The sequence below is a fragment of the Sporocytophaga sp. genome (assembly GCF_017745095.1).
Taxonomy (GTDB): domain Bacteria; phylum Bacteroidota; class Bacteroidia; order Cytophagales; family Cytophagaceae; genus Sporocytophaga.
Genome location: NZ_JAGHZZ010000061.1, coordinates 1 through 515, shown reverse-complemented (window position 1 = coordinate 515; position 515 = coordinate 1). Strand labels below are relative to the sequence as shown.

General features: G+C 42.3%; 1 protein-coding gene. It reads left to right on the top strand.

The features are described from left to right. A partial coding sequence (locus J7604_RS26980) for a SprB repeat-containing protein (protein WP_293903789.1) occupies positions 1-515 on the top strand: 515 nt, incomplete at both ends.

Below are 515 nucleotides of genomic sequence, written 5' to 3'. Positions count from 1 at the left end.
AATGCTTGCGTGGTAGCTCTTGCAACTCAGACAATCACAGAGCCAGCTCTTTTATCAGCAAGTGTATCTAAAACAGATGTATTGTGTAATGGAGCTTCAACAGGTGCAATATCAATTACAACTCCAACAGGTGGTGTAGCTCCATATGAGTTTTCAATGAACGGAGGAGCTTATCAGTCAAGTGGTTCATTTACTGGTCTTGTAGCAGGAACTTATACCTTATCAATCAGAGATGCTAATGCTTGCGTGGTTGCTCTTGCAACTCAGACAATCACTGAGCCAGCTCTATTATCAGCAAGTGTATCTAAAACAGATGTATTGTGTAATGGAGCTTCAACAGGCGCGATTTCAATCACAACTCCAGCAGGTGGTATAGCTCCATATGAGTTTTCAATGAACGGAGGAACTTACCAGTCAAGCGGTTCATTTACTGGTCTTGCAGCAGGAACTTATACCTTATCAATCAGAGATGCAAATGCTTGCGTGGTAGCTCTTGCAACTCAGACAATCACTGA